At 64.0% G+C, this 25,846-nt stretch carries 21 protein-coding genes; 5 read left to right on the forward strand and 16 right to left on the reverse strand.

The window, feature by feature from the left end; translation table 11 throughout:
* The first annotated feature begins 127 nt into the window (after positions 1–127).
* A complete protein-coding gene (locus tag ACP7DE_RS07365) occupies positions 128–1,942 on the forward strand; it encodes a putative bifunctional diguanylate cyclase/phosphodiesterase (protein ID WP_426071491.1) in 1,815 nt (604 codons plus the stop codon).
* Here ACP7DE_RS07365 and ACP7DE_RS07370 read toward each other — a convergent pair.
* From ACP7DE_RS07370 to ACP7DE_RS07420, 11 genes are all read right to left on the reverse strand, one after another.
* A complete protein-coding gene (locus tag ACP7DE_RS07370) occupies positions 1,933–4,383 on the reverse strand; it encodes a TonB-dependent siderophore receptor (RefSeq protein ID WP_426071492.1) in 2,451 nt (816 codons plus the stop codon). The genes ACP7DE_RS07365 and ACP7DE_RS07370 overlap by 10 nt on opposite strands.
* A 142-nt stretch (positions 4,384–4,525) precedes the next feature.
* On the reverse strand, positions 4,526–5,479 hold the full coding sequence (locus ACP7DE_RS07375; RefSeq protein WP_426071493.1) for a FecR domain-containing protein: 954 nt from the start codon (positions 5,477–5,479) through the stop codon (positions 4,526–4,528).
* Positions 5,476–6,018 carry a sigma-70 family RNA polymerase sigma factor gene (locus tag ACP7DE_RS07380; RefSeq protein ID WP_426071495.1) on the reverse strand — a complete coding sequence of 181 codons (543 nt, stop codon included), beginning with the start codon at positions 6,016–6,018 and terminating at the stop codon, positions 5,476–5,478. The genes ACP7DE_RS07375 and ACP7DE_RS07380 overlap by 4 nt, the downstream gene beginning before the upstream one ends.
* Before the next feature lie 11 nt (positions 6,019–6,029).
* A complete protein-coding gene (locus ACP7DE_RS07385; protein WP_426071768.1) occupies positions 6,030–6,383 on the reverse strand; it encodes a DUF3325 domain-containing protein in 354 nt (117 codons plus the stop codon).
* A complete protein-coding gene (locus ACP7DE_RS07390) occupies positions 6,383–8,020 on the reverse strand; it encodes a PepSY-associated TM helix domain-containing protein (protein ID WP_426071496.1) in 1,638 nt (545 codons plus the stop codon). Before ACP7DE_RS07390 ends, ACP7DE_RS07385 begins: the two co-directional genes overlap by 1 nt.
* Positions 8,017–8,373, reverse strand: coding sequence for a DUF3649 domain-containing protein (locus ACP7DE_RS07395; protein WP_426071497.1), 357 nt, complete (start codon positions 8,371–8,373; stop codon positions 8,017–8,019). The genes ACP7DE_RS07390 and ACP7DE_RS07395 overlap by 4 nt, the downstream gene beginning before the upstream one ends.
* A gap of 2 nt (positions 8,374–8,375) precedes the next feature.
* Positions 8,376–9,122 carry a DUF4198 domain-containing protein gene (locus ACP7DE_RS07400; protein ID WP_426071498.1) on the reverse strand — a complete coding sequence of 249 codons (747 nt, stop codon included), beginning with the start codon at positions 9,120–9,122 and terminating at the stop codon, positions 8,376–8,378.
* A gap of 62 nt (positions 9,123–9,184) precedes the next feature.
* Positions 9,185–11,446: a TonB-dependent siderophore receptor gene (locus ACP7DE_RS07405; protein ID WP_426071499.1), complete on the reverse strand. Its 2,262-nt coding sequence runs from the start codon at positions 11,444–11,446 to the stop codon at positions 9,185–9,187.
* Between the two features lie 270 nt (positions 11,447–11,716).
* Positions 11,717–14,113, reverse strand: coding sequence for a TonB-dependent siderophore receptor (locus ACP7DE_RS07410; RefSeq protein ID WP_426071500.1), 2,397 nt, complete (start codon positions 14,111–14,113; stop codon positions 11,717–11,719).
* A gap of 91 nt (positions 14,114–14,204) precedes the next feature.
* Complete coding sequence (locus tag ACP7DE_RS07415; protein ID WP_426071501.1) at positions 14,205–15,302, reverse strand: FecR family protein; 1,098 nt, start codon at positions 15,300–15,302, stop codon at positions 14,205–14,207.
* An 8-nt stretch (positions 15,303–15,310) separates the two neighbouring features.
* Positions 15,311–15,796: a sigma-70 family RNA polymerase sigma factor gene (locus tag ACP7DE_RS07420; protein ID WP_426071502.1), complete on the reverse strand. Its 486-nt coding sequence runs from the start codon at positions 15,794–15,796 to the stop codon at positions 15,311–15,313.
* A 167-nt stretch (positions 15,797–15,963) separates the two neighbouring features.
* Between ACP7DE_RS07420 and ACP7DE_RS07425 the strand changes: the two genes are divergently transcribed.
* Complete coding sequence (locus ACP7DE_RS07425) at positions 15,964–17,607, forward strand: alpha-D-glucose phosphate-specific phosphoglucomutase (RefSeq protein WP_426071503.1); 1,644 nt, start codon at positions 15,964–15,966, stop codon at positions 17,605–17,607.
* Between the two features lie 68 nt (positions 17,608–17,675).
* Here the strand turns inward: ACP7DE_RS07425 and ACP7DE_RS07430 are convergent, their stop codons facing one another.
* On the reverse strand, positions 17,676–19,250 hold the full coding sequence (locus ACP7DE_RS07430) for an oligopeptide:H+ symporter (protein WP_426071504.1): 1,575 nt from the start codon (positions 19,248–19,250) through the stop codon (positions 17,676–17,678).
* Positions 19,251–19,331: 81 nt separating this feature from the next.
* Entirely contained in the window at positions 19,332–19,901 is a 570-nt protein-coding gene (locus ACP7DE_RS07435; protein ID WP_426071505.1) for a GNAT family N-acetyltransferase, read from the reverse strand.
* A gap of 99 nt (positions 19,902–20,000) precedes the next feature.
* Between ACP7DE_RS07435 and ACP7DE_RS07440 the strand changes: the two genes are divergently transcribed.
* Positions 20,001–20,555, forward strand: a complete 555-nt coding sequence (locus ACP7DE_RS07440; RefSeq protein ID WP_426071506.1) for a PadR family transcriptional regulator — start codon at positions 20,001–20,003, stop codon at positions 20,553–20,555.
* A complete protein-coding gene (locus ACP7DE_RS07445; RefSeq protein WP_426071507.1) occupies positions 20,552–21,802 on the forward strand; it encodes an MFS transporter in 1,251 nt (416 codons plus the stop codon). The genes ACP7DE_RS07440 and ACP7DE_RS07445 overlap by 4 nt, the downstream gene beginning before the upstream one ends.
* A gap of 6 nt (positions 21,803–21,808) precedes the next feature.
* Here ACP7DE_RS07445 and ACP7DE_RS07450 read toward each other — a convergent pair whose 3' ends face one another.
* From ACP7DE_RS07450 to groES, 3 genes are all read right to left on the reverse strand, one after another.
* A complete protein-coding gene (locus ACP7DE_RS07450; protein WP_426071508.1) occupies positions 21,809–22,321 on the reverse strand; it encodes a hypothetical protein in 513 nt (170 codons plus the stop codon).
* Positions 22,322–22,528: 207 nt separating this feature from the next.
* On the reverse strand, positions 22,529–24,178 hold the full coding sequence (gene groL, locus ACP7DE_RS07455; RefSeq protein ID WP_010400981.1) for a chaperonin GroEL: 1,650 nt from the start codon (positions 24,176–24,178) through the stop codon (positions 22,529–22,531).
* Between the two features lie 50 nt (positions 24,179–24,228).
* Positions 24,229–24,519, reverse strand: coding sequence for a co-chaperone GroES (gene groES / locus ACP7DE_RS07460; protein WP_010400979.1), 291 nt, complete (start codon positions 24,517–24,519; stop codon positions 24,229–24,231).
* A gap of 535 nt (positions 24,520–25,054) precedes the next feature.
* Here groES and ACP7DE_RS07465 point away from each other — a divergent pair.
* Positions 25,055–25,801, forward strand: coding sequence for a hypothetical protein (locus tag ACP7DE_RS07465; RefSeq protein WP_426071509.1), 747 nt, complete (start codon positions 25,055–25,057; stop codon positions 25,799–25,801).
* The last annotated feature ends 45 nt before the right edge of the window (positions 25,802–25,846 follow it).

The following is a 25,846-nucleotide window of genomic DNA, read 5'->3' on the forward strand; positions in this document are numbered from 1 at the left end:
CCCGATCAGGCAAAAAGTCCGGCGAAATTCTTATACTATTTCCTTTCCGCATGGATCTGCGCCCGGCCGCATGGCGCGCGTTGCAAAGGAAAACCATGTTCTTTACTTCCCGCTTGCCGGGTGACGCATGACGGCGCTGCTGCTGGCGCTGTGCCTGGGCCTGGCCGTGATGCTGAGCGTGCTGCTGGCCTGCCAGTGGCAGGCGGCGCGCACGTGGCGCTTGCACCATGCGACGGGAGTGGTGCTGCAGGCGGCGCTAGCGCAGCAGATGGCAGATGCGCTGGCGCTGCTGCACGCGCTGCCGGCGGCCGTCATCGGCACCGACCGCGATGGCGTGGTGCGGTACCTGAATCCCCGCGCCAGCGCCATGGGTGGCTTGCTGGGTGACGATGGTCTGGGCCAGCCCGTGACGCAGTTGCTACCGCTGTTCCATGACGGCACGCCCGTCGATGCAGCGCGCCAGGTGCGCGACTGCGTGGCGCGGCAGGAAGTGCTGGAGGTGGCGCGCGGCGCCGTGATGCTGCGTCATCTCGACGGTAAGCGCATCGACGTGCAGTACAGCTGCGCGCCGCTGGCGCAGGGCGGTGCGGTGCTGCTGCTGCACGATGTCTCGGCCCGCCGGCGCGCCGAGCAGCAGCTGGAATTCATCGCCCACCACGATGGTCTGACGGGTTTGCCGAACCGGCTGCATTTCCAGATCCGCTTCGAGCACGGCATCGCCTACGCGCGCCGCCACCAGGGCTTGTTGGCCGTGCTGTTCGTCGACATCGACCGCTTTAAATCCATCAACGACAGCCTGGGGCACGACGTGGGCGATCAGGTGCTGACGGAGTTCGCGCGCCGGGTGCAGCAGTGCGTGCGCAAGGTCGATACGGTGGCGCGCCAGGGCGGCGATGAATTCATTATCCTGCTGACGGAATTGCGCACGGCGCACGATGCCGAGCGGGTGGCCGAAAAAATCGTCGCCGCCATCGCCGCCCCCTTCGTCATCGGCGAATACAGCTTGTCGGTGGCGGCCAGCGTGGGCGTGGCCCTGTACCCGGACGATGACGACGATGTCAATGCGCTGATCGAAAAGGCCGACCTGGCCATGTATGCGGCCAAGCGCCACGCGCCGGGCACTTGTTTGCGCTATGCCGCGCGCATGCAGACGCAGTCGTATTCGCGCACCATCCTTGAGACGGCCCTGCGCCATGCGCTCGAACGCAACGAATTCGCCCTGTTCTACCAACCGCGTATGGACCTGAAGACGCGCAGGATTACGGGCGTGAAGGCGCTGCTGCGCTGGAAGCATCCGGAACTGGGATTGATGATGCCGCTCGATTTTTTGCCGGTGCTGGAAGAAAGTGCGTTGATCCTGCCGGTGGGCGCCTGGGTGCTGGCCACGGCGGTGGAACAGGCGCGCAGCTGGATCGCGCAGGGGCAGATGCTGACGGTGTCCGTCAGCCTGTCGGCGCGCCAGTTCTACCAGCGCGATATCGCGCGCAATTTCGCCGCCGCGCTGGAGGCGGCCGGCGTACCGGGGCATTGCATCGAGCTGGAAATCGCCGCCGGCATCCTGATCGAGCGCAACCAGAACTGCGAACTGATACTGCGCCAGTTCCGCCAGCTGGGCATGGCGATTGCCATCAGCGATTTCGGCACGGGCGATGCTTCGCTCAATTACCTGAAACGCTTTCCCACGGATGCCGTGAAGATCGAAAAGTGCTTCGTTGACGACCTGGGCAAGCCCGGTGGCGACAGCGCCATGGTGCGCGCCATCGTGGCGATGGCGCGCACGCTCGGACTGCGCACCATCGCCAGCGGCGTGGAAAGCGGCGAGCAGCTGGAACTGCTGGCCGAGATGGGCTGCGACGAGGCGTTTGGCTACTACCTGGGCCGCGCCACGGCGCCCGAGGGCATCGAGATGGTGCTCAAAAGTAGTGAAGTCATTCAGAACTGATAGCGCAGCGACAGCATGGCGTTGCGCGGGTCGCCGTAATAGCCGCCCATGCCCGTCGAGTAATACTTTTTGTCGAAGACGTTATTCACGTTCAAGGTCGCCACCAGCTGCGCACTGACCTGGTACTGCGCCATCATTCCCGCCACAGCATACGCCTTTTGCGTGAAGCGTTCGCCATTCGGTCCGCGGTCATCCATGTAGATATCGCTTTGCCAGTTCACGCCGCCGCCCAGCACCAGGCCAGGCAGGCCTTGCGCCAGGCGGTACGTGGTCCACAGCTTGGCCATGCCCTGCGGCTGGCTGGTCTGGATGCGCGCGCCGGCGGCATTGCGGATGCGGCTATAGGCATAGCTGGCCGTCAGTTGCCAGTCTGGACGCAGCTGGCCCGATACTTCCGCCTCGACGCCGCGCGTGGTGGCGCCCTTGACCGTGTGGTAGGCGTAGGAGCCGCCGCCCGTGCCGATGATCCAGACATTGCCCGGATCGGCTTCGGCCAGGTTTTCTTGCTTCAGCTGGAAGACGGCGGCGCTGGTGGTGAGCTTGCCGCTGAAGAATTCACCTTTCGCGCCCACTTCGTAATTCTTGCCTTCCAGCGGCGCCAGGAAGCGGCTGTTGACGTCGCGCTGGCTTTGCGGCGTGAAGATGCTGGTATAGCTGGCGTAGGCCGACCAGTGCCGGCCCAGGTCGTAGACGAGACCCGCATACGGCGTGATCTTGCCGTTTTCGCGCATGGCGTCGTGCAGGTCCGTGTCGTTGACATAATCGCTGCGGATGTCGCGCTTCCAGTACGACAGGCGCGCGCCGAGGATCACCGACAGCGCGTCCGTCGGGCGCAGGCGCAGGGTCGAATACAGGCCGCTTTCCTGTTCCTTGTCGTACGAGCTGCCCCGGCGCGTGCCGCTGTAGTCGGGTACCGGCATGGCGCCATTCCAAGCGTGGATATCGGGCACCGTATAGGCATAGCCTTCGAGGCGCCAGCCCGGATAGATGGGGCTATTCGTCTTGAGTTCCGAGGCGCTCACGCCTAGCACCAATTCGTGCTTGCGGCCGAAGGCCTGGAACGGGCCGCTGACATAGGCGTCGAGCGAGGTCTGTTGCGGCTTGCTGTGCCAGTTGGCCAGCCACAGCTGCATGCCGCCGCCCGTCACGCGGTCCGGGTAGCCGTTGCCGGAAAAGCCTTGCAAGGCGTCGTACTGGTTGCTGCTGCGGCTCACGGCCACTTTGGCCATCCAGTCGTTGTCGAAATAATGATCGAGGGTGGCGAACAGCATGCTCTGTTCGCGGTCATACGTGCTCCACGCAGCCGTGCCGTTCATCGAACGGGGGAAGCGGGTCTGCGAGCCGTCGGCATAGAACATGGGAAAGTCGCGCCCTGCGCCTTTCAGCTTTTCCTTCTGGTAGTTGATGCCGGCGCTGAGCACCGTGGAGGGCGACAGGTCCGCTTCGACGATCGCATACAGCACATCCTTTTTCTGCTGGTAGCGGTCGATGAAAGAGCGCTGCTCTTCATGCGCGGCGACGAGGCGCGCGCGTACCTTGCCGTCCGCCGTCAAGGGCGTCGAGACATCGCCTTCGATGCGGTAGCGGTCCCACGATCCCAGCTGCGCGCCGGCCGTGGCGGCAAAGCTGCGGCCCGGGCGCTTGCGCACCAGATTGATGGCTGCCGACGGGCTGCCCGTGCCGCTGATCAGGCCCGTGGCGCCGCGGATGATTTCGACGCGGTCGTAGAGGGCCATGTCGTAGGTGCGCGCTTCCAGGTTCTTGCTGGTCGGGATGCCGTCGAACATATATGAGGTCACTTCGAAGCCGCGTGAAAACACCTGGTCGTATTCGCGCGTGCTCGAGGAATGGTCGACCGTGATGCCGGGCGCCTGCAGCAGCACATCCTGCAATGTGCGCAAGCCCTGGTCGTCGATCTGCTGGCGCGTGATGACGCTGACGGCTTGCGGCGTTTCGCGCAGCGACAGGTTCAAACGCGTGGCGCTGGTCAGGCCCGCGTAGCTCCGCCTGCCTTCCGTGGTGCCGTCGCGCAGGGCGCTGGAGCTGACGGCCACTTCGTCCAGGGTGGCGGCTATCGGCGCGGCGGGCGATGCAGCGCCCGACTTGCGCAGCACGTAGCTACGTTCCCCGATGGGCAGTGCATCGAGGCCCGTGCCGGCCAGCAGGCGGGCCAGTGCCTGCGGCACCGTGTAACTGCCGTTCAGGCCCGGCGTGCGCACGCCCTGCAGCAGTTCGGCCGCCGCGCCCACGCTCACCTTCGCCTCGATGGCAAAACTGGCAATGGCGGCAGACAGCTCGCCAGCCGGAAGGTTAAAGGCCGTTTGTGCGGCGGCCGGCGCGGTGGGCAGTTCTGCCGTCATGGCCGGCGCCTGCACCAGCGCCAGCAGGATCAAAGCGCTGCCGATGGCGCGCGCGAGGGGAGTCAAACGGGGTGGGTGCATGGTCTGGCCTTTTTCGTGGAGTGTCGTTGCAAAATGTCGTTGCAAATGTCGTTGCAAATGTCTTTGCAAAATGTCTTTGCAAAATGTCTTTGCAATACTCACAGGACAGACCATGGTGAAAAAAAGGGCCAACTTTTCACAATTATTTTTTGCGGGCCGTGAGGGTGACCCAGTACGGGGTGCGGTACAGCACGTCGACGGGCAGGATGCGCGCGAGGTTTTCCAGCACGGCGTTAGTGTCGTCGAACTGGAAGGCGCCTGATAGGCGCAAGCCCGCCACTTGCGGCTCCACGCGCAGCAGGCCGGGGCGGTAGCGTGACAATTCGGCAGCGAAGGCATCGAGGCGCATGTCCTGTGCCGTCAGCATGCCGCGCGCCCACGCATCGGCCTGCAGCGGCGCCGGCGCGGGCAGGTTGGCGTGGCTGGCGTCGAAGCGGCTTTGCTGGCCCGTCATGACCGTGCGCACGGTGGCCGAGGGCGCGCGCGGCGTAATTTCCACGGCGTGTTCGAGTACCGTCACGCGGCTGCCAGCGTCGTCGACGCGCACGGTGAAGCGCGTGCCCAGCGCGCGGATGCGGCCGTGGCAGGTGGTGACGATGAAAGGGCGGCTGCCCGCGTGGTCGGGGCGCGTCTGTATCAGTACTTCGCCGCGGCGCAGCGTCAGCAAACGTTCATCGGCGCCATACGCCACATCGACGGCACTGTCCGTGTTGAGTACCAAGGTGCCGCCATCGGGCAAGGACACTTCGCGCCGCTCGCCCACGCCGCTGCGGTAGTCGGCCAGCATCTCATGGCGCACCAGCAGCCAGGCGGCGGGCGCCGCCATCAATGCCAGCAGCACCTGCATGGCCACGCGGCGCTGCTGCCGGCGCAGTACGGGCACGGCCAGCGAGGGCGGCAGCAGGCCTGCCGTCTGGCTCACCTGCTGCACCCTGTGCCAGGCGCGCGCATGTTCCGGGTCGAGTGCGCGCCATCGGGCCGCCGCCGCCAGGTCATCCGGCGTGGCCTGGCCCGACTGCTCCAGCAAATACCATTCGACAGCCTGGCGCGCCACCTTGCGCGACAGCAGAGGAGATGGTGGAGCGGCCGCGCTCATGGCAGCAGGTCCGGCGCCAGCAGCACGCATTCGGTCAGCGCCTCGGCCATGTAGCGCTTCACGGAGCGCTCGCCGATGCCCAGTTGCGCGGCGATGTCCGCATACGCATGGCCTTCGATCTGCGCCAGGATGAAGACGGCGCGCACCTTCGGTTTCAAGCCATCGAGCATGGCATCGACCGCTTGCAGCGCCTGCAGGATTTGTGCGCGCTGCTCGGTCGATGGCATATGCTGTTCGGGCAGGGCAGCGAGCGCGTCTTGCCACGCGCGTTCCAGCGACTGGCGGCGCAAGTGGTTGATCAGCAGATGTTTGGCGACTGTCGCCAGGTAGGCTTTCGGTGTGCGCAGGGCCGGCGTTTGCGGCTGCAATGGCGCGCCGGCCAGCAGGCGCGCGAAGGTATCCTGCATCAAATCGGCCGCCTCGGCAGCATTGCCCAGGCGCCGCTGCAGCCAGTGTGCCAGCCAGCCGTGGTGTTCGCGGTAATGGCTTTCCAGCAGCGTGGGCAGCAGGGGAGAGGGCGCGAACGGACTGCCTGGCATGGCCACGATAACTACAGCACTGCCAGCGCGATGACGGCCAGCACGGCCGCGCCGCCGATCACGCGCGCCAGGCGCATGGCCTGTTGCGGCGCATAGGGCAGCAGCCAGATCAGCAGCAAGCCGCAGCCCGTCAGGCTGCCGACCCAGTAGACCAGGCCATAGCCGCCGCCGGCGATGTACATGGCCCAGGCCAGGGCGGCCGCCAGCGCCAGCGCGCCCGCCCACTGCAAACGGCGGCGCAGTGGTGCGGGTGGTTCGGCGCCGCGTCCGTGCAGGTCCGCGTAGTGGCGATCCATCGCCAGGCACAGCGACGACAGGCCCGCATAGCACAGCGCGAAGACGAGGAAGTTCGACAGCAGCTCCATCACGCAGCCTCCATCGTTGTCGTCGCCGGCTTGGCCGCGTCCCTTGTTTTTTGCGCTTTCGATGCCTTCACGGGCAGCGGTTTCAATTTGAACGCCGCATACGCGAGGCCCAGGCCCAGCATCAGCACCACCAGGTCGAAGGAGGCCACCGCCACGGGGCCGCGGCCCAGGAACAGGGTCACGCCCAGGTGCGACTCGGTGGTGAAGACGTTCAGCACGGGTAGCGATGCCAGCAGGAAGGCGCCCACGGCCAGCTGCATGCGCCACATCGCGCGCGAGGGACGCAGCTGGGCGATGAGGGCGGCCAGGGCCCAGGCGCCGAAGAAGCAGGCGATTTCCTCTTGCGGGCGCTCTTCCATGCCGACCGGCAGCAGGCGGTTGGCCCAGAAGTAGGCGCCGAAGGCGATCGGGATGCCGGCGATAGCGCCGATGTTGAGTGCTTCGACCAGGCGCAGGCCGAAGCTGGCGCGCTTGCCGGCGGCCAGCGCCTTGGCCTGCTTCTGGCGCGTCTTGACGGCCCACAGCAGGGCGCCCGTGGCGACCATGGCGCAGCCGGCCAGGCCGGAAAGGAAGAACAGCGCGCGCAGCAGCGGTCCGCCGAAATGCGCGACGTGCAGGCCGACCATCACGCCCTGCGTGGCGGCCGCGCCGGGCAGCGCGTCGCCACCGGTCGACAGCAGCTTGCCGGTGACGCCATCGAATTCCAACGACGGCTGTTTCGACGACATGTCGCGTCCGCCAGCACGCGTCAGCGAAATGGTGGCGTTGGCGTCGCCCGGGTGATTCACGGAGATGCGTTCGACCTTGCCGCCACCCCAGTGCTGTTCCGCCTGGCGCACGAGGGGCGCCAGTGGCGTCAGCGGCGCGGCCACGCCGGCCGGCTTGCTGTCGCCCGAGCGGCCGGGGAAGGCTTCGGCGAAGAAGGCATCCTGGTCGCCCTTGTAGGCGGCCGTGGCGCCGGACGGCATGTACAGGAACATCAAGGTGACCAGTCCCGTGTAGGTGATCATGATGTGGTAGGGCAGGGCCAGCACGGCCGTCACATTGTGCGCGTCGAGCCACGAGCGCTGGCCCTTTTTCGGCCGGAAGGTAAACAGGTCCTTGAAGATGCGCTTGTGCGTGACGATGCCGCTGATGATGGAGACGAACATGAACATGGCGCAGAAACCCACGATCCAGCGGCCCCAGATGGCGGAAATGTAGTGCAGGTCGAAATGCAGGCGGTAGAGGAATTCGCCGCCCCGCGTTTCGCGCGGCTTCGACAGCACCTCGCCCGTGGCCGGGTCGGCTTTTTCGCTATGAAAATTGCCGCGCCGTCCGCGTTTCTTTTCACCGGGTTGCGATGGCTTGCTCCAGCCCAGCTGCGTGGCGGGATTGCGCTCGCCGGGCAGGCTGATGAACCAGCGCGTGGCGCCCGTGGCCCGCTCTTCCATCGCTTTTTGCGCGACGCTGGCCGCTTCCTCGGTGCTCACCTGGCTGGCGGCGGCGCCGTGCAGCTCGGGCTGCATCCACACGGTGATTTCATTGCGGTAGTAGCTGGCCGTGCCGGCGCAAAACACCAGCAGCAAGATCCAGCAGACGAGCAGGCCGGACCAGGTGTGCAGCCATGCCATCGACTGGCGGAAACCTTCTTTCATGCGAGACTCCAGGATAGTGCATCCATCGACTGCAGGATGGCGGCGATGACGGCGGCGGGGATCGTGAGGCCCAGCCAGGCGCGCAGGGCGCTGCGCGTGGCGAAGACCCATATCACGGCGCAGGTATAGATGGCAAACGACAGCAGGGTGGCCGTCATGACGGCTTCGGAACGGGCCATGGGCAGGCTCACCGACAGCAGCATGGTGACCAGCGCTGCCAGCACGTAGCCGCCAACGATGGCGGCCACGCTGCGCGAAGCCACGCCGAGGCGATAGGCCGCACCGGCGGAGAGCCGCAGGCGCGCGATTTTTTCAGCCGCGCTGGTGGATTTGGTATTGGCTGGGGCTTGCATGGTCAGTCGTGATCCTTGCTCGGTGGCAGGGCCGGGCCGGCCGGCAGCGGCGTCACGCCTTGCGGCTGCAGCAGGCTCAGGGTGGTCACGAACATGGCCTTGTCATAGGCTTGCGCACCGCGCTGGCCGGCCGTCTTGTCCGTGTGCTGCACTTCCAGTACATAGGCTCCCTTCCATGGTAGCGGGAAGCTGACCAGGCCTTGCGCATCGCTCCACGCTTCCTTGCCCCAGCCCGATTGCACCACGGCGTTGACTTTGGCTTGCGCCAGCGGCTTGCCCAGGTAGCTGACCTGGAACTGGCCTGGTTTGCCGGTCGGCACGAGGTCCAGCGTCAGCGCCGGCGCCTGCGCCTTGCCGTCGGCGACCAGGCGCGCGGCCGGCACCCACACGGTGCGCGTGGTCTTGCCATCCTTTTTTTCTTCCCAAGACGGATAGTTGTCTTCCTCGACGATGATGCTTTCGCCGGCGCCCACCTTGCCATTCAGGATGAAGGCGCCGGCCGTCTTGCTCGCCTGCAGCGCCTGCGCTCCCTTGGCCGATATCCATGTCACGTTCTTGATGCTGAACTTGTCCAGCAGGCCAGGCGAGGCTTCGCGCAGGTTGTCGCCGAATTCGCCGAAGTACACGCTGGCTGCCTTGCCGTCCTGCTGCAGCCAGATCTGGTGCGCGCTGGCCGTGCCAGAAGCGATGGCCGCGCCCAGCAGGGCGGTGGCGAGGGCGCCGAGGCGCGCGATGGAAGTGAGGTGCATGGTGTATCCCTTATCTTGTTATGTGAATGGAAAATCGGCCGGGTTCCCAAGGACTGCGTGCGTCAGTACTGGTAACGCAGGTTCAGCGCCACGTTGCGCGGTTCGCCGTAGTAGCCGCCGTTATAGAAACCCACGCGGCGGAAATACGTCTTGTCGAACAGGTTGTTGACATTCAGGCTGGCCGACAGTTTCGGGCTGATCTGGTAGCGCGCCATCAGGTTGGCCAGCGCGTAGCTGCCCTGGCTGACCCGCGTCTTCGTCTTGTTTGGCAGGGTGGCCGTCGTGTAGATCTCGTTCTGCCAGTTCAAGCCGCCGCCGATGGTCAGGTTCTGCAGCTCGCCCGGCAGGCGGTAGGTGGTCGAGACGCGCAGCATATTGGTCGGCTGGATGGTGTTGGTCAGCACGCCCTTGGCATCCTTCGAGCGGTTGTGCGTGTAGCCGGCGAACAGCTGCCAGCCGGTCATCGGGCTGCCCGACACTTCCGCCTCATAGCCGCGGCTCTTCGTGCCCTTGCCCGTTGAGACATAGGGCCGGCTGCCGTCCGGCAGCAAGACGTTCAGCGGCACGGACGCATCTTCTTCACCCAGGTTGTCCTGCTTGGCTTCATACACGGCGAACGAGGCGTTCACGGCGCCGTCGAAGAATTCGCTCTTCACGCCCGCTTCCACGTTGCTGCCCGTGATCGGGTCAAGGAAGGCGTTGTTCTTGTCCTTCAGGTTTTGCGGCTTGAACAGGTCTGTATAGCTGGCGTACAGCGAGGTGCTCTTGCTGACGTCGAGCACCACGCCCGCGTACGGCGTGACGACGTCCTTGGTGTCATACGCGGCAGTGCGTCCCGTGTAGGCATTGCCGGTATCGTAGTTTTCCTTGTAGGTCTTCCATTTGCTCACGCGGGCGCCACCCAGCACCTTGAAGCTGTCCGTGACATTGATGCGGGTGGCGATGAAGGCACCCGTCTGCTGCGTGGTGACGACGCCGCGCGCGCCCGTGTACATGACATCGGGCTCAGGCACGTTGCCCGTCCAGTTGCGGTAGTCGGCGATCTCTTCCGAGAACGGTAGCGGCTTGCGCAGTGCTGCCGCTTTCGTCGTGCCAGTGCGTTTCCAGCCATTGATACCCAGCACCAGGTCATGCTGGCGGCCGAAGAGGGGAAAGGTGCCGTTGGCGGAAATATCCAGATTGTCCTGTTTTTCTTCGTAGGGGAAGGCGCCGCTCCAGACCTTCAATCCGGAGCCGTCGCGACGCGGATATTCCGCGCCACCGAAATACAGCTTGCCGTCCCAGGAGCTGTCGAGGCGTCCGTAGGCGGCCCGGATCTTCCAGTCGTTGGCGAAGCGGTGGTCGAGGTAGACATAGCTGTTCTGGAATTCGCGCTCCCAGCTGCTCCACTTGGCCGCCATGTTGAACGAGCGCGGCATGTTGGCCGGCGTGCCATCGCTGAAGAACAGGGGCGTGGTGCCCCAGCTCGTGCCTTTCGGCGTGTTTTTTTGATAGTCGATGCCGGCCGTCAGCATGGTATCAGCCGTCAAGTCCGCCTCCAGCAGCATGGAGGCGACCACCTTGCGCTCCTTGTAGACGTCAAGATAGGAATGGCGGTTCTGTCCCACCAGCACGGCGCGCCCGCGGATGCTGCCGTCCGCGTTCAACGGTCCGCTGATGTCGCCTTCCAGCCGATATTTGTTCCATGAACCCACCGTCAGTCCGGCAGAGGCGGCCAATGCCTTGCCGGGGCGCTTGTGCAGCATATTGACAGTGGCCGACGGGTCGCCATTGCCGCTGACCAGGCCCGTGGCGCCGCGCACGATTTCGATGCGGTCATACACGGCCGTGTCGAACAGTCCGTTGGCGCCTGAATTGACGGCCACGCCATCGATCTGGTAATTGCCGATGGAAAAGCCGCGCGCTGAAATACTGATGCGTTCGCTATCGAGTTCCTGCACCGTCACGCCCGTCGACTGCACCAGCACGTCGGCCAGGCTGTTCAGGCCCATGTCATCCATGCGCTGGCGCGTCACTACGGAAATCGATTGCGGCGTGTCGCGGATCGACAGGCCCAGGCGCGTGGCCGTGGCCATCTGTTTTGTCGTGTAGGAACCCGTGTTTTCCGTCGCCGCCTTGTCTTGCTGGCCCAGCACCTTGATCTCGCTCAAGGTGGTTTCAGCGGGCGTGGCCGGCGTATCGGCAGCCACAGCCACGCTGCTCCCCAGTGTTGCCGCCAGCAATGCCGAATGCACGGCGATGGCCAGCGGACGCAGGGCAAGGTGGGAAACCGGTGGGGTAAACGGGCCGGCAACCATGCCAGCCAGCGAACGTACTCGCGCCATGAAACATCCTTCTTCTCGTGTGCCCACCGTCGAGCGGCTGGCGTTTTGGTATGGAAGGCTTGCTTGGCGGGGATGCCTGGCTGGCGCAGCGTGTCATCCAGCCGCGCATCCGTCAGGCGACTGCGTGCGGACTCTGGTGGGAGTTTAAATGTGAATGAGAACTATTCTTATTATAGTGCGGGGTTGCGAGACATGCAAGAGTGCGATGTTGTAAACGAGCACGGCCACCGTACTGTCGCGGCGGCCGTGCAAGCGCGCAAGCGCGGGCGTTTACAGCTGGCCGCGCAGGGTCAGCATGGCGTTGCGTGGTTCGCCATAGAAGTTCGAGCCATAGGCGGCCCACACGCGCGTGTAGTATTTTTTGTCGAACAGATTGTTCACCGTCAGCGACAGCTCCAGCTTGGGACTGAGGCGGTAGCCGGCCTGCAAGCCCACCGTGGTGACGGGGCCCTGCTCGAATTTCACGGGGCCGTTCAAGCGGTACATGCTGCTGACGCTGCGCAAGCCGCCGCCCACGCTGATCTTATCGAGCGCGCCGGCCAGCCGGTAATTGGTCCACAGGTTGAAGTTATGGCGTGGCGCGATGAAGGAGTACAGCTGCGCCTTCTGGTCGTCGCTGCCTTCCAGGGTGCGCGTGCTGGTGTAGGAATAGCCGCTCATGATGTTCCAGCCCGGCAGGGGGCTGCCGCTCAGCTCGGCTTCCATGCCCTGGCTGCGCATCTTGCCCGCACCGATGGAAAACAGCGGGTTGGCCGGATCGGGCATGACGCGGTTTTCATCTTCCATGCGGAACAGGGCCGCATGCGCGTTGACGTTCTTGTCGAACAGCTCCGCCTTCAGGCCCAGTTCGAATTGCTGGCCCGTGCGCGGTTTCAGGGTTTGTCCTGCCGCGTCCGTGGTGGTCTGGGGCGAGAAGATGCGCGTGTAGCTGGCGTAGGCCGATACTTGCTTGTCGAGCTCGTAGACCAGGCCCGCGTACGGCGTGAACTTGGCCTTGATGGTGTTGCTGATATCGGTGAACTGCTTGAAGTACGCGTTGCGGTTGACGGTATGGTTATCCCAGTGCGTCAGGCGTCCACCCAGGTTGACGGCCAGCCGCTCCGTCGCCTGCAGGCGGGTGCGCGCGTACAGGCCGAACTGCTTGCTGCGGTTGTCATTGCCATTGGAAAAAGTGTCGCTGGGCTGGGCGATATTGTTGTCCGGGTGAAAGATATTGATCGGCGCGCCGTCGCCGCCGCCATACTGGAAATTCTTGTGCACCTGGCGGTAGTCGGCGCCCACGATCAGGTCGTGGCTGCGGCCAAACGCCTGGTAGGGCGTGGCCAGGTAGGTATCCAGTCCCTGCGTCTTCCAGTGGCTGCGGTAGTTCCAGCTGATCAGGCAGCTGTCGCCCGTGACGGGATCGGCCGAGCAGTCGGACCAGCCGAAATTGCGCGACGGTTCGTCCTGCTCGCGGTACAGGGCAGTTACCTTGAACTGGCCGCCGTTGTCCAGTTTATGGTCGAGCTCGGCAAAGTATTCCGTGATCTTTTCCGTGATGTGGTTCCAGGCCGGGTCGAGGTAGGTGGAGCGGGGCACGTCGAGCAGGCGCCCGTCTTCATACGCGGGCAAGCCGAAGGCGGGACGGCCCTTGTATTGCTGGTAGGTGACGCCGCCCGTCAGCACGGTGCCCGGTGCCACGTCGACGGCGACGGTGCCGTACAGCAAGGGCTTTTCCGCATACACGTGGTCGACGAAGGAGCGCCGGTGTTCGTAGGCGGCCACCAGGCGGCCGCGCACCTTGCCGTCCACGCTCAGAGGACCCGTGACGTCCGCTTCCGCATAGTAGCGGTCCCAAGAACCGGCGCTGAGCACGCCGCTGGCGGCGAAAGTGTCGCGTGCGCGCTTGCGCACCAGGTTGATGGTGCCGCCCGGGTCGCCCGCGCCCTGGAACAGGCCGGCTGGTCCGCGCAGCACTTCCACCCGGTCATAGATGGCCAGGCCGAAGCCGGCCGACAGGTCGTTGCCCGTGCTGGCGGGCGTCATCACGCCATCGACCTGCACCGCATCGAGCGCATAGCCGCGCGAATAAAAGTTACCGTGGTTGCCGCCCGTGCTGCTCGCTTCGACGGTGATGCCCGTCACGCCGCGCATGGCGTCGTCCAGGCTCAGCAAATTCTGGTCGTTCAATTGCTGGCGCGTCAGCACGGAGACGGACTGGGGAATTTCGCGCAGGCTTTGCCGGCCCTTGCCGATGCTCACCGCTTGCGCCGCATACGACTTGGTCAGCTCAGTATCGAGCGTCGCCTCCTGGCGCGCGCTGACGGTGATTTCCGCCAGGGTCGCCACCTTGCCCGTGGCGGCGGGCGCGGGGCGGATGATGACGCTGTTGCCGTCGATGGCAGCTGCCAGGCCGCTGCCGGCCAGCAGGCGTTCCAGGCTGTCGGCCACGCTCAGCGTGCCGCTGACGGCCGGTGCCGTCTTGCCGGCCACGAGTTCGGGTGCGAACAGCAGTTGCAAATTGGCTTGCCGCGCCAGCTCATTCAGGGCTTGCCCCAGCGGCTGGGTGGCGATGGCCAGTTTGACGGTGGGCGCCGTTTGCGCCTGTGCCAGGGAAATGCTGCCCAGGGCCAGCATGGCGGCCAGGGCGAAGGGGGCGGGTGTCAGATTGAGGCGGGGGGACCACATGTTGCATTTCTCCAGGTTAATGTGTTGTCGATTAACTTGGTAGACGCGGCAGTGGACATAATCCTCACCTGCGAATGCGAACTATTTGCATTTATTTTTCAGGCCGCCGCATCGCAGGGGCTTGTGCAGGCATTTTTGCCGCCATGCGGATCTCGTTGGCGCCGCCGCTGCGCACGATCTGCACGGGTAGCAGCTGGGGCAGGGCGGCGGCAAAGCGGCCGAGCTGGGTCAGGCTGAAGCTGCCGCCAATGCGCAGCTGCGCGACGGCGGGATCGCGCACGACGAAGCCCGTGTCGCCATAGCGTTCGAATTCGGCCAGCGCCGCACCCAGCGGCACATTGTCGAAGGTGACCCTGCCTGTGCGCCAGGGCGCCACGCTGTCCGGTGCCAGGCTGGCGACGTCGGACAGGCGGCCGCCGGCATCGCTGCTGACGCCCTGGCCGGCCCGCAGGTCGACCTGGTCTTGTCCTGCGCCCGTCACGCGCACATGGCCATGTTGTACGGCCACGCGCAGCTTGCCGTCGTGCTTGAGGGTATTGCGCACGGAAAACTGCGTGCCCACCACCGTTACCGTCACAGGGCCGCTCAGCACAACGAAAGGCTGGCCCTGCTTCGCTTGCACCTGGAACAGCGCTTCGCCGTGCGCCAGGCGCACTTCGCGGCGCTGGCGGTATAGCGTGACGTGCAATTGCGTGGCTGTATCGAGCTGCACCTTGCTGCCGTCGGGCAGGGCGACGGCCAGGCGCTGGCCGCGCATGGTGGCATACGACTGGCTGAACACGGCTTGCTGCTGCCACCACTGGTAGCCGCCCGCGCCCACGCTCAGCAGCAGTATGGCGGCGGCCGCATATGGCAGCCCGCGCAGGGAGCGCAGAAGCGGGCGGCGGGGAGCTGGCGCTGGCGCTGCCCGGGGCACTTCCCAGCGGGCGGCCACCTGTGCTGGAATCCGGCGCGCCACGCGGTGCGTATCCTTTAGCTGCGCATACGCTTGCGCGTGCTGCGCATCGGCCGCCAGCCAGGCGGCAAATTCGGCCTGTTGCTGCGCATCAAGGTTGCCGCGCCGGCTGAACCAGGTGGCCGCCGCCAGCGCCACCGGAGCTTGCGTGGCGGCAAAGTTGGCATGCTCGCGCAAGTCCGCCTCGTCCTGGGCGGAGGGGCCGAAAGCGTGACGGGGAGGGAGGGCGGTCATGGGCGCCATTATGTGGCTTCCCGCAAAGAATGCAACTGCGCCTGGCAACTGAGCATGCCGCGCGCGATATGTTTTTCCACCATGCTGATGGAAATGCCCATGCGCGCGGCAATCTGCGCGTGCGGCAATTCCTCGAAGACGTGCAGCACGAAGGCGTCGCGGCAGCGGGGCGGCAAGGCGTCGATGGCGGCCACGCAGGCTTGCCAGTCCTGGCTGCTTTCCAGCGCCTGCTCCGGCTGCAAATGGCGCGGCGCGGCCGGATGCGCGGCTTCCGGCAAGGCATCGAGCGCCTCGTGCTGGCGCAGGGCCGCGCGCCGGTGCTGGTCGATCAGCAGATTGCGCGCCGTGCGGTACAGCAGCGCGCGCGGTTCGCGCACGGCCGCTTCGGCCAGCACGCGCGCATAGCTTTCCTGCACCAGGTCGGCAGCGGCCTCGCGGTTGCGCAAGCTGCGCCAGCAAAAGTTCAACAGTTCTTGGTAATAGCGTGCAACCACGGCGTCCGATGTATGAGTCCGCAGCCAGGAATGCCGCATATGAGAATGATTCTCATTATATGGCATGCCGGGAGGTAGCGCTAAGTGGCTTGGTGCACCGTGGCAGACGTACAACGCTTTGCCACTCGCCTGGCATGCGTTACCATCGGAGTTAATATGGAGGCAACATGGCTATTCAAATTATCAATACGGCGCCGATGGCAGGCCAGCGGCCCGGCACTTCAGGCTTGCGCAAGAAGGTGGCTGTCTTCAGTGCACCGCAATATCTGGAAAACTTCGTGCAGAGCGTTTTTGACACGCTCGGCGACTGCCGTGGCCAGACCCTGGTGCTGGGCGGCGACGGCCGCTTTTACAACCGCGCGGCCATCCAGACGGTGCTTCGCATGGCCGCCGCGCATGGCTACGCGCGCGTGCTGCTGGGGCAGGGCGGCATCCTGTCGACGCCAGCCGTCAGCTGCGTGATCCGCAAGCATGGCGCCAGCGGCGGCATCATCCTGTCGGCCAGCCATAATCCCGGTGGCGCCGATGGCGATTTCGGCATCAAGTACAACATCGCCACTGGCGGCCCGGCGCCTGAAAAGGTCACCGAGGCCATCTACGCCTGCACGCAAGGCATCGTCGAATACCGCATCAGCGACGCGGCCGACATCGACCTCGATAAACTGGGCTCGGTGCGCATCGAGCGGATGACGGTCGAGGTGATCGATCCGGTTCTTGACTACGCTGAACTGATGCAGCAGCTGTTCGACTTCGACGCCATTCGCGCCCTGTTCGCGGGCGGCCTGCGCATCTGCTTTGATGGCATGCACGCCGTCTCCGGCCCGTATGCGACGGCCATCCTGGAAGGCATGCTGGGCGCACCGAAGGGCAGCGTCATCAACGGCGTGCCGTTGGAAGACTTCGGCGGCGGCCACCCGGACCCGAATCCCGTCAACGCGCAGGAATTGATTTCCATCATGGCGGCCGGAGATGGTGACAATGATGCACCGGACTTTGGCGCCGCCTCGGACGGCGACGGCGACCGCAACATGATCGTCGGCCGGCGCTTCGACGTGACGCCGTCGGACAGCCTGGCGATTTTGGCCGCCAACGCCACCGTGGCGCCCGGCTACCGCGCCGGCTTGAAGGGCATCGCCCGCTCCATGCCGACGTCGGGCGCCGCCGACCGGGTCGCTAGCGCGCTGGGCATCCCGTGCTACGAGACGCCGACGGGCTGGAAGTTCTTTGGCACCCTGCTCGATGCCGGCATGGCCACCTTGTGCGGCGAAGAAAGCTACGGCACCGGTTCGAACCACGTGCGCGAAAAGGATGGCCTGTGGGCCGTGCTGTTCTGGCTCAACCTGCTGGCAGAGAAAAAACAATCGGTGGAAGAGATCGTGCGCGCGCACTGGGCCACCTATGGCCGCCATTATTATTCGCGCCACGATTACGAAGACATCGACAGCGCCGCTGCGGCGCAGCTGATGGAGGCCGTGCGCGGCCAACTGGCCGCCTTGCCGGGCCAGGTGGTCAATGGCTATACGGTGGCGCTGGCCGACGATTTCAGCTACACGGACCCCGTCGACGGTTCCGTGGCGACGCAGCAGGGCATCCGCATCATCATGAGGGACGGTGCGCGCATCGTGCTGCGCCTGTCCGGCACGGGCACCGAAGGCGCCACCCTGCGCCTGTACCTGGAGCGCTACGAAGCCGATCCCGCGCAGCATGCCATCCCCGCGCAGCAAGCGCTGGCGGGACTGATCGCCGTGGCCGAGCAACTGGCGCAGATCCGCGCACGCACGGGGCGCGACGCGCCGACAGTGACGACCTGACAAGGACAGGCAAAAAAAAAGCGCCCACGATGTTCTGTGGGCGCTCTTCATTTTAGCTTACTTGTAGATCATGCCTTGCCCGGCACCACGGCCTGGCGGTAGTTGTCGACCATCTTGTAGCGCCTTGCGTACAGGCCGAAGGCCAGCATGGCGACGGCGGCAAAGGCGGCGAAGAAGAACATCTGGAAGGCCGTCACGCTAATGCCGCTCTCGGCGATCTTGCCGATCACGCCCTCGTTCATGACGCTGCGGTTGACGATCAGCACCCACAAGTTGCCGACCGTGGTCGACAGATTCCAGAAGCTCATGATGGCGCCCTTCATGGAGACGGGCGCCTGGCTGTAGGCAAATTCCAATCCCGTGGCCGAGACCAGCACTTCGCCGAACGTCAGCAGCGCGTAGGGCAGGATCTGCCACATGATGGAAACGGCGTTGCCGCTGTCGAGGGCCAGTTGCAGCAAGCCGATGACGATCCACGCCAGCGAGGAAAAGCCGATGCCGGCCGTCATGCGGCGCAGGGCCGTCGCTTCCCAGCCGAAGCGGTTCAGCATCGGGTACAGCACCAAGTTGTTGAACGGGATCAGCAGCATCACCAGCATCGGGTTCAGCGCCTGCATCTGCGCCGGCAGGAACCAGCTTGGTTTTTCCATGGTGTTCGCTTGCACGATCCACGTCGAAGCCTTCTGGTCGAACAGCGAGAAGAACGGCGTGACGAGGGCAAAGATGACGAGGATGCGCAGGACGGCACGCACGCCTTCGACGGCTTCGTCGGGGTGGATGCCGCGCGCGCGCTCCAGCTGCATGGCCGTGCCGATGCTGCCGAAGGCCAGCAGCAATACCAGCGCGGTACACGCTGAAATCACGAAGCCCCATTCGGGAATGCTGTAGAACGCATACAGGGCGCCGATCACGCCGACGTAGGCCACATACAGGCCGGGACGCGAACCGCCATCGACGCGCGCCAGCAGGGCCGTGCGGGCCACGCGGGTGAACGAATCGGGGTTCGGCGGCGCTGGCGGCACGTGCACGTACTTCTTGGCGCCCATCCAGAAGACGAGGGTGGCGGCCAGCATCATCAGGCCCGGGATGCCGAAGGCGATCGATGGGCCGAAGTCGCGCAGGAACATCGGCATCAGCAGCGATGCGAAGAAGGAGCCGAAGTTGATGATCCAGTAGAACAGGTCGAACACCAGCTTGGCCTTGTGCTTGTTAGTCTGGTCGAACTGGTCGCCGACAAACGAGGCCACCAGCGGCTTGATGCCGCCGGAACCGAAGGCGATCAGGAACAGGCCGAAATAGAAGCCGTTGACGCTGTTTTCAAACAGGGCCAGGCAGGCATGGCCGGCGCAATACACGAGGCTGAGCCAGAAGATGGTGTTGTACTTGCCGAAGAAGCGGTCGGCCAGCCAGCCGCCCAGCAGCGGGAAGAAATATACGCCGATGACGAAGGTGTGGAACACGTGCTTGGCTTCGCCCGTGCGCTGGTCAATCGGGATCATCAGCAGCAAGGTGCTGATGAGGAATGGCGTCAGGATGTTGCGCATGCCATAAAAGCTGAAGCGTTCGCAGCCTTCGTTGGCGATGATGTACGGTATTTGCCGGGGCATCTTGCCCGTGGCGGTTTGTGTCTCGGCCGATGACATTGGCTCTCCCCAAGTTTTTTTTGTAAGCCGCGATGCTAAGGCCTGCCGCGTTTGCTTGCAACAGAAAAAACGGCCTGTCCGCTATTTCGCAGGGATTTGTAAGGTATTGATTTTCATAAAGACATTACTATCGGCACTTGCGCTTGCACTTGCACGCGCCGGACGGGGCAGCAACAGCTGCAGTTGCAGCATGCCATCCGATGCGCAGCTGTCCGCCAGGACAAAGCCGCAGCTTAGGTACAGGCTCAACGCCGCGTGGTTGTCCTGCGCCACGGCCAGGCGCACGCGGCCCAGCTCGGGAATGGCGCAGGCGTGTGTGATGGCCGCCTGCACCAGCTGCCGTCCCGCACCGCGTCCACGTGCCTGCGGCGCCACATACACGCCCCACAGGCTGGCCTTGTCATGCACGACGGCGATCGGTTCGCGGCGCAGGCCGGCAATGGCGATCAATTGTTTCTCGTTGAAAACGCCAAATATTATTTGGTGGAAGGTGGCGCGCAAGCGCTGCGCTATCTGTGCCAGCGGCAAGCCGCTTTCTGCCGCATGCGTGGTAGAGAAAGCGGCCGGCAGTTCGGCGATGCCGGCCAGGCGCAGCGCGCGGTAGGCGCTGGCGTCGTCTGGCGTGAGGGGGCGGACAGTGGTGGCGGGCATGTGAACGAGTATCGGGCTTCGATGCCGGAAAGTAAACCTTGCATTGCGACGGCTTCAAACATAAGATATATCTTATTGCGATATATCTTAAGGAGTGCCATGTCCCTCTTTCTTTGTGGCGCGCACCCGCTGCGCGTGGCAGCCCACAGCCAGGGCGACGCGTCGGGCGCCGCTGCCAGCGTTGCTAACCCTGTCCCCGCCGCGCGCGGGCCGAAAATGTTTGACGCGGGCACCTTGCGTTACCTGGTGCTGCAATTGATCGCCGACAAGCCGCGCCACGGCTACGACATCATCAAGGCCATCGCCCAGCGCGCCGGCGGCGCCTATGCCCCGAGTCCCGGCGCCATCTATCCGCTCATGCATGGCTTGGTGGGACACGGTTACGTGGCCGTCAGCCTCGATGGCAACAAGAAACTGCACAGCATTACGCCGGAAGGGCTGGCCTTCCTGGCAGCGAACCGCGCGTATGTCGACGCGATTGCCGCCAGGGTCGATACGCCGGCCGGCGCGGACGACGATCTGCGCCACCTGATGCACGAATTGAAGGCGGCGGTGCTGGCGCGCGGGCGCACGGGCGATGTGGATGCCCGCCGCCTCGACGCCATCCGCGCCATCCTGCGTCAGGCCCGCACCGATATCGAGGCGCTGGCATGATGGCCGCATCGAAGGTCGCGCCGGTTCCCATGCTGACGCCGGCGCGCGAACGCGCGATGCTGTGGCTGCTTGCGCTGACGCAATTTACTGTCATCATGGATTTCATGGTGATGATGCCGCTGGCGCCCCAGTTGATGCAGGCGTTCGGCATCGGCCCGGCTGCCGTCTCGGGCGCCGTCTCGGCCTACGCCTGGTGCGCGGGCCTGTCCGGCTTGCTGGCGGCCACGTATATCGACCGCTTTGACCGCAAGAAGCTGCTGTTGACCATGTTTTGCCTGTTTACCGTGTCGAACCTGGCTTGCGCGCTGGCGCCGAACTTCCATGTGCTGCTGTGGTCGCGCGCATTTGCCGGGCTGACGGGCGGCGTGCTGGGCGCCATCGTCATGGCCATCATCGGCGACGTGATCCCTTCCGAGCGGCGTGGCGCGGCCACGGGCATCGTCATGACTTCATTTGCCATGGCGGCCGTGGGCGGCGTGCCCATCGGCGTGGTGCTGGCCGCGCACTTTGGCTGGGCGTCCCCCTTCTTCCTGCTGGTCGTGCTGTCGCTGCTGATCTGGCTGGGCGCGGCGCGCGTGCTGCCCTCGCTGACGGCGCACATGGGCGCGGTTCCCACGCCTGTGCGCCAGGTGCTGCCGAAGCTGGGGGCGCTGTTGCGGGAAAGGCGCCACATGGAAGCGTTTGCCTTGTCCATTGTCAACATGACGGCGGGCATGCTGGTGATCCCCTTCATTTCGCCCGTGCTGGTGGGCAATATGGGGCTGGCGCCGGCCGACGTCACCTGGGTGTATCTTGCGGGCGGCTGTGCCACGATCTTCACGGCGCGCGTGATCGGCCGCTGGGCGGACCGGGCCGGCAAGCAACAGGTGTACCGCTGGGTAGCCCTGTTGTCGATCGCGCCGCTGCTGTTCATGACGCACTTGCCCCAGTTGCCGCTGCTGGCGCTGATGTTGGTGTTTCCGTTTTTTATGGCCCTCGTCTCCGGGCGCACGATACCGTTGCAGGCATTGCTGACGACGATTCCGGAGCCGCACAAGCGCGGCGCCTTCCTCAGCGCCAATTCGGCTCTGCAAAGCCTGGGCAGCGGCCTGGGTGCCTGGCTGGGCGGCCTGACCCTGCAGACGGACGCGGTCGGCCACATCAGTGGCTATGGCATCAATGGCTGGCTGGCGGCGGGTTTGTCGCTGTGGACGGTGTGGTGGGTGGCGCGCGTGCGCGGCGCCGCGCCGCAGGGGGCGCCGGCGTAGGCGGGTTTATTGCGTGGCGATGCGCTGCATGGGCGCGTTGTCCTTGCGCCATTGTTCCAGGCTCAGCAGGCCGCCGTTGACGATATCCTCGACGAGGATGCGCTTGCCGTCGGGCGACACGACAAAGCTTTCCCAGCGGTGGGCCGCGTCCGGCGTGCTTTCGAAAAAGCTCAGCTGATAGCAGGCGACGCCATCGACCAGGCGCGTTTCCGGCGACGTTTCCATCACGGCACCATGCGCGCGGCCGCCGCTAGCCTTTTCGATATGCGCCGACCACGCCTTTATTTCCGGCAAAGCCATCAGCGCATCGACGGCGCGCGCGTTCTGCTCTTGCGCCGCCGTCTGGCTGCTCGCGGCCGGGGCATTGTCACTGTGCGGCGCGGACTGCTGGTGCAGGTAAAAAGCGCCGAGCCCGGCGGCCAGCAAGCCGGCCAGGATGCCGGCGATGATGGTGGTTTTGGAAGAAGAGGCGCGTGGCGGCATGATGGTGGCATGATAAAGAAGGACGATGGCGGCCATGCTAAAGCAAAACGTGCAGGTGGGCAATCGCCAGGCTGGCCAAACGGGTTTGTTAAACGGACTTGTCCAATCAATCGGCGAAAAAAAAGCTACCTTCCGTAGAAGATAGCTTTTTGGGGCTGCCGGGCAGGCGCACGCAGCTTTTGCTCTGCCTGTCCTGGCCCTGCATAGGCATCCCGCGCGCCGTCGGCGCGGGGATGCAGGGCATTACATCATGCCGTCCATGCCGCCCATGCCGCCCATACCACCCATGCCGCCGCCCATGCCGCCGCCTGCTTTGTCGTCAGCGATTTCGCAGACCATGCAGTCGGTTGTCAGCATCAGCGAAGCGATCGAAGCGGCGTTTTGCAGCGCCGAACGGGTCACTTTGGCTGGGTCCAGAACGCCCATTTCCACCATGTCGCCATACGTGCCGTTGGCAGCGTTGTAGCCGTAGTTGCCCGTGCCAGCCAATACGGCTGCCACGACGACCGAAGCTTCTTCGCCAGCGTTTTGCACGATCATGCGCAGTGGCTCTTCCATTGCGCGCAGGACGATCTTGATACCAGCATCTTGATCAGGATTGTCGCCCTTGACCGTGATGTTGGCGCGTGCGCGCAGCAGGGCTACGCCGCCGCCAGGCACGATGCCTTCTTCCACGGCAGCGCGGGTGGCGTGCAGTGCATCTTCAACGCGAGCTTTCTTTTCTTTCATTTCGACTTCGGTGGCTGCGCCAACCTTGATCACGGCAACGCCGCCAGCCAGTTTGGCTACGCGCTCTTGCAGTTTTTCACGGTCGTAGTCCGAGGTCGCTTCTTCGATCTGTACACGCACTTGTTTCACGCGTGCTTCGATCGAGGCAGCTTCGCCGGCGCCATCGATAACGATGGTGTTTTCCTTGCCCACTTCGATGCGTTTCGCTTGGCCCAGTTCGGCCAGGGTCACTTTTTCCAGGGTCAGGCCGACTTCTTCAGCGATGACCTGGCCGCCCGTCAGGACAGCGATGTCTTCCAGCATGGCTTTGCGGCGGTCGCCGAAGCCAGGTGCTTTCACTGCGCAGGTTTTCAGGATGCCGCGGATGTTGTTGACAACCAGGGTGGCCAGCGCTTCGCCTTCGATGTCTTCTGCGATGATCAGCAGTGGACGGCCAGCTTTTGCGACTTGTTCCAGTACCGGCAGCAGGTCACGGATGTTCGAGATTTTCTTGTCGCACAGCAGGACGAATGGGCTGTCCAGTACGGCAACTTGTTTCTCTGGGTTGTTGATGAAGTATGGCGACAGGTAGCCGCGGTCAAACTGCATGCCTTCAACGATGTCCAGCTCGTCGTTCAGCGACTTGCCGTCTTCCACGGTGATGACGCCTTCTTTGCCGACTTTTTCCATCGCTTCAGCGATACGCTCGCCGATCGAGTAGTCCGAGTTCGCCGAGATCGCGCCAACTTGGGCGATTTCTTTGGTCGTGGTGCAAGGACGGGCGATTTTCGCCAGTTCTTCGACGGTCGCTGCAACCGCTTTGTCGATACCGCGCTTCAGGTCCATCGGGTTCATGCCGGCGGCAACGAACTTCATGCCTTCGCGCACGATGGCTTGTGCCAGCACGGTGGCGGTGGTGGTGCCGTCGCCGGCGTTGTCGCTGGTACGGGAAGCAACTTCCTTGACCATTTGCGCGCCCATGTTCATGAGCTTGTCTTTGAGTTCAACTTCTTTCGCTACCGATACACCATCCTTGGTGACGGTAGGGGCGCCGAACGAGCGCTCCAGGACCACGTTGCGGCCTTTCGGGCCCAGCGTTACTTTGACTGCGTTGGCGAGGATATTGACGCCTTCGACCATCTTGGCGCGCGCTGCGTCGCCGAATACTACTTCTTTAGCTGCCATGTTCAATTCTCCTGAGTTTCGGGATGTATCTGTCTACAACGTGGAAACAATTACTTGACGACGATCGCCATGATGTCTTCTTCGCGCATGACCAGCAGCTCATCGCCGTCAACTTTGACGGTTTGGCCGGCGTACTTGCCGAACAGGACGCGGTCGCCCACTTTGACATCCAGAGGACGGACTTTGCCGTCGTCGAGAATCTTGCCATTGCCTACGGCAAGGACTTCGCCTTGATCCGGTTTTTCAGCAGCTGCATCAGGAATGATGAGGCCGGACGCAGTTTTGGTTTCCTGGTCGAGGCGTTTGACGATGACGCGATCGTTCAATGGGCGCAGATTCATACAAAACTCCTTAAAGTTCAATGGATAAGTGTTGCTAAATGAATACATGCCTGGCACAGCGCCAGACGTGCTTTCAGTGACCGCCGTTGAAAGCAGCCCGCAACGGTCAAGCAAACCCCATGTCATCCTGTCCTTGCCTGTCTCCGGCAGTGGTGCATCGCGGCGTCGCCCGCCGCGTAGCGTTCCCTGCAGTTACCTGGCAAGCACCATCATTTCCTGAGGATTGCTACGAAAGAGTTTGTTAGCACTCTCTACTAACGAGTGCTAATTATAGGGACGGTAAGGGGCTTATTCAAGGGCTTATTCTCCGGAAAGATAAGCATAGACGTTCTGCGCAGCCTGCATTTACACAGGGTTTGCGCTGGCGCAAGCCAACTTCCCGGGCGTCAGCAACAGCAGCGACTCTAGCATGCCGCCGGGATGGGGGGCGTTCCTGTACGCGCAGGAAACAGAGTTTTACTATGGAATTTGATAAGATGATTGCAATTGCATATTAATATCGCCACATATCGCCACTTGCGCCAGAAAGAACACCATGCCATTTCCTGTTTCCCGTCCCGCCCTGCGCCTGCTGGGCGCCACCGTCATCGGTCTCGCCTGCCTGGGCAATGCCGCCGCGCAAACACCCACCATCGTCGATGAAATCACCGTGGCGACCTTGACGCCGCTGGAAAAGAAGATGCTGCTCAATGACCTGTTCAACGACCTCAACAAGGATGACGACGACCAGGAAGCGCACGTATGGGACAACGGCGGCGACAGTGGCGTGCTGGTGAAAGTGACGTATAACTTCAGCAATTCCGGCATGACGGAGCACAGCCTGAAGGCACACGTCTGCCGCGACCTGAAATTCGTCGTTACGGCGCGCGGCAAGTCGCAGGACTTGAGTCGCCGCACCTGCTCGCAGAACAGGGGCAACTGGGATGTGCAGGGCAAGGATCCGGCGCCCGTCGTGTATCCTCCTTTCCTGTCCGACGTCACCATCGCCAAGCTGAATGCCAAGGAACAGAAAGCCCTGCTGACGGCCGCCGTGCGCACTTTGAAAGATGAAGAGGATGGCAAGACGCGCCAATGGAGCAACAAGGGCTTGGGCAATGCGGCGCCGCTGGCAGTGCGCCTGACGCCCTCGGGGACGGACGCCAAACCTGGCAGCTACCGCCGTACTTGCCGCGACTTGACGATGGTGCTTGACGGCAAGGGCGGACAACAGACGCTGACGCGCCGCTCTTGCGAAAACCGCTACGGCGGACTCGATATCGAAGCCGATTACGTCGACGAGTAAAACGCTGCCATCGCGGCGCGGGCAGATGCGCGCACTTGGCGAAAA

It is taken from the genome of Janthinobacterium sp. DSP2-3-3 (genome assembly GCF_049897325.1).
Lineage (GTDB): Bacteria > Pseudomonadota > Gammaproteobacteria > Burkholderiales > Burkholderiaceae_D > Janthinobacterium.

Excerpts from the sequence above, each read along its gene's own strand:
- ACP7DE_RS07425 (WP_426071503.1), top strand. The coding sequence starts at position 15,964 with ATGGCTATTCAAATTATCAATACGGCGCCGATGGCAGGCCAGCGGCCC.
- groES (WP_010400979.1), bottom strand. The coding sequence starts at position 24,519 with ATGAATCTGCGCCCATTGAACGATCGCGTCATCGTCAAACGCCTCGAC.
- ACP7DE_RS07435 (WP_426071505.1), bottom strand. The coding sequence starts at position 19,901 with ATGCCCGCCACCACTGTCCGCCCCCTCACGCCAGACGACGCCAGCGCC.
- ACP7DE_RS07405 (WP_426071499.1), bottom strand. The coding sequence starts at position 11,446 with ATGGCGCGAGTACGTTCGCTGGCTGGCATGGTTGCCGGCCCGTTTACC.
- ACP7DE_RS07440 (WP_426071506.1), top strand. The coding sequence starts at position 20,001 with ATGTCCCTCTTTCTTTGTGGCGCGCACCCGCTGCGCGTGGCAGCCCAC.
- ACP7DE_RS07385 (WP_426071768.1), bottom strand. The coding sequence starts at position 6,383 with ATGGAGCTGCTGTCGAACTTCCTCGTCTTCGCGCTGTGCTATGCGGGC.
- ACP7DE_RS07395 (WP_426071497.1), bottom strand. The coding sequence starts at position 8,373 with ATGCAAGCCCCAGCCAATACCAAATCCACCAGCGCGGCTGAAAAAATC.
- ACP7DE_RS07375 (WP_426071493.1), bottom strand. The coding sequence starts at position 5,479 with ATGAGCGCGGCCGCTCCACCATCTCCTCTGCTGTCGCGCAAGGTGGCG.
- ACP7DE_RS07410 (WP_426071500.1), bottom strand. The coding sequence starts at position 14,113 with ATGTGGTCCCCCCGCCTCAATCTGACACCCGCCCCCTTCGCCCTGGCC.
- ACP7DE_RS07370 (WP_426071492.1), bottom strand. The coding sequence starts at position 4,383 with ATGCACCCACCCCGTTTGACTCCCCTCGCGCGCGCCATCGGCAGCGCT.
- ACP7DE_RS07400 (WP_426071498.1), bottom strand. The coding sequence starts at position 9,122 with ATGCACCTCACTTCCATCGCGCGCCTCGGCGCCCTCGCCACCGCCCTG.
- ACP7DE_RS07465 (WP_426071509.1), top strand. The coding sequence starts at position 25,055 with ATGCCATTTCCTGTTTCCCGTCCCGCCCTGCGCCTGCTGGGCGCCACC.
- ACP7DE_RS07380 (WP_426071495.1), bottom strand. The coding sequence starts at position 6,018 with ATGCCAGGCAGTCCGTTCGCGCCCTCTCCCCTGCTGCCCACGCTGCTG.
- groL (WP_010400981.1), bottom strand. The coding sequence starts at position 24,178 with ATGGCAGCTAAAGAAGTAGTATTCGGCGACGCAGCGCGCGCCAAGATG.
- ACP7DE_RS07390 (WP_426071496.1), bottom strand. The coding sequence starts at position 8,020 with ATGAAAGAAGGTTTCCGCCAGTCGATGGCATGGCTGCACACCTGGTCC.
- ACP7DE_RS07445 (WP_426071507.1), top strand. The coding sequence starts at position 20,552 with ATGATGGCCGCATCGAAGGTCGCGCCGGTTCCCATGCTGACGCCGGCG.
- ACP7DE_RS07365 (WP_426071491.1), top strand. The coding sequence starts at position 128 with ATGACGGCGCTGCTGCTGGCGCTGTGCCTGGGCCTGGCCGTGATGCTG.
- ACP7DE_RS07430 (WP_426071504.1), bottom strand. The coding sequence starts at position 19,250 with ATGTCATCGGCCGAGACACAAACCGCCACGGGCAAGATGCCCCGGCAA.
- ACP7DE_RS07415 (WP_426071501.1), bottom strand. The coding sequence starts at position 15,302 with ATGACCGCCCTCCCTCCCCGTCACGCTTTCGGCCCCTCCGCCCAGGAC.
- ACP7DE_RS07450 (WP_426071508.1), bottom strand. The coding sequence starts at position 22,321 with ATGGCCGCCATCGTCCTTCTTTATCATGCCACCATCATGCCGCCACGC.